This is a genomic window from Hymenobacter piscis (assembly GCF_018760735.1).
Lineage (GTDB): Bacteria > Bacteroidota > Bacteroidia > Cytophagales > Hymenobacteraceae > Hymenobacter > Hymenobacter piscis.
Map to the genome: position 1 here is coordinate 104,051 of NZ_JAHHZN010000013.1, position 6,410 is coordinate 110,460.

Annotated in this window: 4 protein-coding genes; 1 reads left to right on the forward strand and 3 read right to left on the reverse strand. The window is 61.2% G+C overall.

The window, feature by feature from the left end; genetic code table 11:
- Positions 1-98: 98 nt before the first annotated feature.
- Entirely contained in the window at positions 99-1,004 is a 906-nt protein-coding gene (locus KLP40_RS14295) for a DUF2911 domain-containing protein (protein ID WP_215594507.1), read from the forward strand.
- A 242-nt stretch (positions 1,005-1,246) separates the two neighbouring features.
- Here KLP40_RS14295 and KLP40_RS14300 read toward each other — a convergent pair whose 3' ends face one another.
- From KLP40_RS14300 to KLP40_RS14310, 3 genes are all read right to left on the reverse strand, one after another.
- Complete coding sequence (locus tag KLP40_RS14300; RefSeq protein WP_215594508.1) at positions 1,247-2,929, reverse strand: sodium:solute symporter; 1,683 nt, start codon at positions 2,927-2,929, stop codon at positions 1,247-1,249.
- Complete coding sequence (locus KLP40_RS14305) at positions 2,926-3,063, reverse strand: hypothetical protein (protein ID WP_215594509.1); 138 nt, start codon at positions 3,061-3,063, stop codon at positions 2,926-2,928. Before KLP40_RS14305 ends, KLP40_RS14300 begins: the two co-directional genes overlap by 4 nt.
- A gap of 152 nt (positions 3,064-3,215) precedes the next feature.
- Positions 3,216-5,807 carry a PIG-L family deacetylase gene (locus KLP40_RS14310; RefSeq protein ID WP_215594510.1) on the reverse strand — a complete coding sequence of 864 codons (2,592 nt, stop codon included), beginning with the start codon at positions 5,805-5,807 and terminating at the stop codon, positions 3,216-3,218.
- Positions 5,808-6,410: the final 603 nt, after the last annotated feature.

Consider the following 6,410-nt stretch of genomic DNA (forward strand, 5'->3'; position numbering starts at 1 on the left):
CCGGGTTGGGCCGGTGGCCACCGGAACCCACCGTTGGGTTTGGTTTGCCTATTTTTACCCCGCAACGCCTTTCCCGTTTCACTTACCCCACCTCTTCGATGACGCTTATTTCCACCTGCCTTACGGCTTCTTCCCGCGCCCTGGGCGCCACCCTGCTCGTGAGCGGCCTGCTGCTGAGCGCCGCGGCCCAGGCCCAGATCAGCACGCCCCAGCCCAGCCCCAAAGCCAGCGTGCAGCAGCGCGTGGGCCTCACCGACGTAACAGTAACCTACTCCCGCCCCAGCCTGCGCACCCGCCTCGGTTTCGGCGACGCGACCAGCAAAGCCGTCGTGCCCTTCGGCCAGCGCTGGCGCACGGGGGCCAACGGCTCCACCCTCATCAAATTCTCCGACGACGTGACCGTGGAAGGCCAGAAGGTGGCAGCCGGTGAGTATGCCATTTACACCGTGCCCGGCAAAACCGAGTGGGAGGTGGTACTGAGCAAAAACACCAAGCTCGGCGCCAACGTGGAAGGCTACCAGGCCGCCGATAACGTGGCCAGCTTCAAGGTGAAGCCCTACAAGCTGCCCGCCAAAGTCGAAACCTTCACCATCGACTTCACCGACCTCACCCCCGCCACCGCCCACGTGGATATGCAGTGGGACCAGACCGGCGCCAGGTTCAAGGTCCTGACCGACGTGGAAACCAAAGTAATGGCCCAGATTGACGAGAAAGTGGTGAAAAATGCCAGCCCCAGCAGCGGCGACCTAGCCGCCGCCGCCGTCTATTACCTCGACAACGACAAGGACCTCAAGCAGGCCCTGACCTGGATGGAGCAGGCCAACGCCCAGAATCCCAAGTTCTGGAACGTGCTCACGGAGGCCAAAATCCGCCTGAAAATGAAGGACTACAAAGGGGCCATCACGGCCGCCGAGCAGTCCAAAAAGCTCGCCACCGACGCCAAGAACATGGAATACGTGAAGATGAACGATGAGCTGATTGCCCAGGCCAAGAAAGCCAAGTAGTCTTTTAGCTGATGGCCATTCACCGTTAGCTTGACGTTCAAATCAACAAACCGCCCCGCCTGAATTATCAGGCGGGGCGGTTTGTTTATACCCCAGTTACGTTCCCAACGAATTCCTGCACGGCCGCAGGGCGGCCCACCATTTGTAGCGGCAGACAGCAAGCATAACGGGTACGAAACAACCCGACCTGATTCGTCAGGCAGGGTAGTCTGTTCGGTAAGCCAACAGCTAACAGCCAGCCCCTACGACCTAACCGCCTTCTCCGAAACGCTGCCCGCCACTACCACGGCGCAGCCGATGATGTTGAACCAGAGGTAGCCGATATCGGTAGCGAAGAACAGGGTCAGCACCACGATTTGCGCCGCCACGGCCGCCCAGAACACCGTGCGCCCCCCCACCGATTTGAGGAAGAAGGCCACCACGAAAATGCCCAGGATGGTGCCGTAGAACAGGGAACCCAGGATATTGACGGCCTGAATCAGGTTTTCGAGGCGGGCGGCGAAGGTGGCAAACCCAATGCCCAGCACGCCCCAGCCCACGGCCGCCCAGCGCGAGGCCGCCACGTAGTGCGTTTCGGAGCGGCCCGGCCGGCGCGGCTTGTACAGGTCTACAACGGTGGTGGAAGACAGGGCGTTGAGGCCGGCGGCGGCCGAGCCCATGGCCGCGCTCAGCACCACCGCAATCAGCAGGCCCACCAGGCCGTGGGGCAGGTAGTGGAGCACAAAGGTCAGGAAGATATAGTCGGTGTCCTTTGCTTCGGCGGCGGGCACGGCCTGTTTGAGCAGCGTCTGGGCTTGCTGGCGCAGGCCCAGGTTGGCGGCCTGGGTGGCCTGCAGGTGGGTTTTGGCGGTGGCAATGGCCTGCTCGTCGTCGGTTTTGAGGGCCGCCACCAGCTCGCCGGTGGCCCGGGCCCGGGCCTTGAACAGGGTGGCGTGGGTGCGCTCCAGGGCCCGCAGCTGGGGGCCGTACTGCTCGGAGTGGGCCACCTGCATGTACACCGGCCGGTTGAAGGTGAGCGGAGCCGGGTTGAACTGGTAGAACACGAACAGCAGCACGCCCAGCAGCAGAATCCCGAACTGCATCGGAATCTTGAGCAGCCCGTTCATGAGCAGCCCCAGCCGGCTCTCGGTGATGTCGCGGCCGGCCAGGTAGCGCTGCACCTGGCTCTGGTCGGTGCCGAAGTAGGACAGGGCCAGAAACAGCCCGCCCGTCAGGCCCGACCAGAAGTTATACCGGTCGGAAGGGTCGAAGTGGAAGTCGATGAGGTTGAGCTTGCCCTCGTGGCCGGCCACGCGCATGGCATCCGTAAAGCCCACTTCGGCCGGCAGGTAGTGCACCAGCAGGTAGCCGGCCACCACCATCCCCGTGAAGATGACGGCCACCTGCCCCTGCTGGGTCACGGCCACCGCCCGGGTGCCCCCGCTCACGGTGTAGGCAATCATCAGCCCGCCAATCAGCCAGACGGTGAGCTGAATATCCCAGCCCAGAATGGCCGATAGCACCAGCGCTGGGGCGTAGAGCGAGAGGCCGTTGCTGAGGCCCCGCTGCACCAGAAACAGCAGGGCCGCGAAGGTGCGGGTGCGCCGGTCAAATCGGCCTTCTAGGTACTCGTAGGCCGTAAAAACCTGGAGGCGGTGGTAGATGGGCACCGCAAACACGGCAATCAGCACCATGGCCACCGGCAGGCCCAGGTAGAACTGAATGAAGCGCATCCCATCGTCGTAGGCTTGGCCGGGGGTGCTCAGAAAGGTGATGGCCGAGGCCTGGGTGGCCATAATGCTCAGGCCCACCGCCCACCAAGAGGCCTGCCGCCCGCCCAGCAGGTAACCGTCGAGCGAGTCGCCGGCGCGGCGGGTGCGCCAAGTGCCGAAGCCCACGATAAACAGCAGCGTGCCGCCCAGAATCAGCCAGTCGAGCCCGCTCATGCAAACAGCCGGGTCAGGTACACAAACAACCCAATTTCGGCGCCCAGCGCCCCCAGCACCAGCCAGTACCAGGCCCGCCACGAAGGCAGCAGCGGCGGTTTGTCGGTTTCGGGAATGAGGTTATCAGGCAGCATATGTGAAAGGCAGAAAGCAATCAGAGCAAAAGTAGAACGTCATGCTGAGCTTGCCGAAGCATCTCGCGTGCTGACGTCAGAATAACAATACAACAGCAGCACGCGAGATGCTTCGGCAAGCTCAGCATAACGTTCTATCTAAAGGATGCAAGTTACTTCCCCAACGACACCATATTGGTCAAAATCCGGTAGGCACCCGGTACGCCGGCGGGCAGCTCGCGGAACAGCGAGAGGCCGGTGTAGATGTAGTGGCCCTTGCCGTAATCGGCGACCAGGATGGCGCCTTCGCGGGCGGGCTCGTCGGGGTCGTGGCTGCTGATGACGGTCTGGTAGCGGGGGTCCCACTTCTCGGGGTAGTAGAGGCCCTGCTCCTGCACCCAGCCGGTGAAATCCTGGGGCGTAATACGGTTGGGAGAGTTGAGCAGGGGCTGTTTGGGGTTGAGCAAGGTCACGGGCGCGTCTTCCACCGTCACCCGGTCGCGGCTGAGGGTGAGCGGGTAGGGACCGATTTCGGGCAGCACCGTGCCGCGGTTCACCACGTACTGCACCACCAGGTTGCCCCCGTTTTCGACGTACTTGAGCAGGGCCGGCTGGCGGGTTTTGAGCTGGTCGACGGTGTTGTAGGCCCGGATGCCGAGCACCACGGCGTCGAAGCGGCGCAGGCTGGTTTCGGTGAGGTCCTCGGGCTTGAGCAGCGTGACGGTGTAGCCGATCTGGCGCAGGGCCTCGGGCACCTCGTCGCCGGCCCCCATCAGGTAGCCGATTTGCTGGCCCTTGCGCTTGAGGTCGAGCTTCACGAGCGGGGCGGTGGCTTCGGGGAACAGCGTTTGGGTCGGGATGTGGTTGTAGGCAATGGTCTGGTAGCCGCGTGAGTACGCCTGACCGTCCACGGTGGCCACGGCCCGTAGCTCGGCTTTGCCCTCTTTAGCGCCCGCACCGGGCCGTACTTGGAACTGCACGGTCTGTTCGGCGTCTTTGGCGGCGAGGTCGAACGGTAGGCTGGCCGGCTCGGCAACCCAGCCGGCGGGCAGCGTGAGGGCCACGCTGCCCTTCACGCCCGCCTTGCCGGCCCGCAGCGTCACGGGCACCGTTTTGGGTTGGGTGTCGGCAAACACAAAAGCCTGCCCGCCGATGTTCACCATCACCGGCGGCACCACCGTCAGCGGCTCATAGATTTCGCCCTGTACGGGGTCGGTGTGCTTGTATTGCACAGGGACGCTCATAAGAATCCAGTGCTCCTTACCTAACGCCACCCTGAAATTCAATGTGGCCACCGGCTTATTCTCCGCATTGAGAATATCGTGTATCTCCTGCACTTTGTACATACCTGTCGTACCAGGTTCCCGAAGCCAGTATGGCTGTGAGATTGTAGCGTCCCTGAAAGCTCCTAGATTCAATGAGCCTTTTACCGATTTACCAGGTGCTAATTGAGTAGCTGTGGAGTCACGATAAGGCCGCTCTTTCACAAACAAGTTTTGGATAGGAGAAGGAACGTTTGCACTCCATTTATTCGCGAGCGGATCAACTGTTATATTCCAAGCCTTAAAAGGCAAACCAGAGCGATTCAATATTTCATAATTGATTTTCGTTACGATATCCTGCCCGCTGGCAATTGTAGCTTCCGTTGCTATTGCTTCTGCATAAATACCCGCACAGGCCAGTATTAGCTCATTAACCTCTGATACTTTCTGAGTTAAAACACCAACCATTGGGTTGTCCGGCTTAATTACTTCGACCATCTTTTCCCGCACCTTTAGCAGCCCCGCCACGCTCGCCGCTGGATTCGCCGCGTCGTAGTTCCGAATCACCTCATCCACTAGCTTGCCCACGGCCGCGCCGCCGGGTACGCGGTTCCAGGTCAGGTCCACGCCGTCGAACAGGTCGGTTTTGGCGGGCTCGCCTTTCAGGAGCTGGAAATACTCCGGGGCCTCGCCACGCTGGGCGCTGCTGCCGAAACCCTGGCTTTTGTGGCTGGAGCGGCTCTCGGCGGCAATTTCGCCGTAGCTGCGGCCCAGCAGGGCATTGTAGCCGCCCGCATCGAGCTGGAAGTACTGGCTCATGTCCTCGCCGGACTTCACGAAGAAGCTGCCGGTGTTCCAGAGCAGGCGCCTAGCCTGCCAAGGCTTTGTATAAGCACTTAGCTGCTCGGGGAATCGCTTGGGGTCGGCGGCGGCGGAAAAGGCCTCGATGGCCAGCATGGCCGAAGCCGTGTGGTGGCCGTGGCCGGCGCGGGCGTCGGGCGGGAAGCGGGTAATCAGCACGTCGGGCCGGCGCTGCCGGATCACCCAGACCATATCCGAGAGCACCTGCTCCTTGTCCCAGATGGTGAAGGTTTCGGCGGCCGTTTTCGAGAAGCCGAAGTCGTTGGCCCGGGTGAAGAACTGCCGGCCCCCGTCGATGCGGCGGGCCGCCAGCAGCTCCTGGGTCCGGATCACGCCCAGGCCCTCGCGCAGCTCGGGGCCAATGAGGTTCTGGCCCCCGTCGCCGCGGGTGCAGCTCAGGTAGCCGGTTTCCACGAGGCGGCCGTTGGCCAGGTAGGCAATCAGGCGGGTGTTCTCGTCGTCGGGGTGGGCCGCAATGTAGAGGGCCGAGCCCAGCACGTTGAGTTTCTTGAGCCCCAGCAGAATCTCCGAGGACGACCACGTTTTGGGCGCCTGGGCCTGGGCGGTGAATGTGTGAATGAGTGAATGCGTGAGTAGTATCAGCCAGACGGCGGCGGTGCGGAAGGGTTGGCGGAGAGTCATGCGGAAGCTTGGAAGAACGGCGGAGCGGGTAAAGATACGGGCCGGCGCCGGGGGTTGCAGCGCCGGGGCGCGGCATAGAGGCTGTTTAGAAAGTCGAAAAGTTTGTCATCCTGAGCGCAGCGAAGGACCTTACCACGTCTGAGCCGCCATTGTGCCGCCATGATAAGGTCCTTCGCTGCGCTCAGGATGACAGACTCTTAAAAAGGCCGACTTTGTAAACAGCTTCATAGGAAACAAGCAACATAGCCAAGGCTTTTTACCCAGTTAAGTAGCTTTTTTACCCATCTTAAGTCATTTTTTAGCCACATCTTGTTTATTTTTAGCCAGCTGATGAACCAATACAACCCCGTTTGATAGCTTTAAAACGATTTATAGGATGTTTTTGCCCTCAATCTGCTCCAGTTTAGCCCTTAGCTGATTGTACAGAGCCACTTACTTGTTGTTTTTGACTCTGTGCTGATGTTATTGCCCCGGCTTACTCTACCCTACTATTTTAGTTGGCTGATAGCGAGCGACTTTCCAGCTAATCCAGCGCATTAGGGCCTCCACCATGCGGGCCATGGGTTCGTGCGGGCTCGTGGCGGGGCGGGTGAGTTGGCGTAA

Bases quoted from the DNA above. Each gene is read 5' to 3' on its own strand.
- KLP40_RS14295 (WP_215594507.1), top strand. From the start codon at position 99: ATGACGCTTATTTCCACCTGCCTTACGGCTTCTTCCCGCGCCCTGGGC.
- KLP40_RS14300 (WP_215594508.1), bottom strand. From the start codon at position 2,929: ATGAGCGGGCTCGACTGGCTGATTCTGGGCGGCACGCTGCTGTTTATC.
- KLP40_RS14305 (WP_215594509.1), bottom strand. From the start codon at position 3,063: ATGCTGCCTGATAACCTCATTCCCGAAACCGACAAACCGCCGCTGCTG.
- KLP40_RS14310 (WP_215594510.1), bottom strand. From the start codon at position 5,807: ATGACTCTCCGCCAACCCTTCCGCACCGCCGCCGTCTGGCTGATACTA.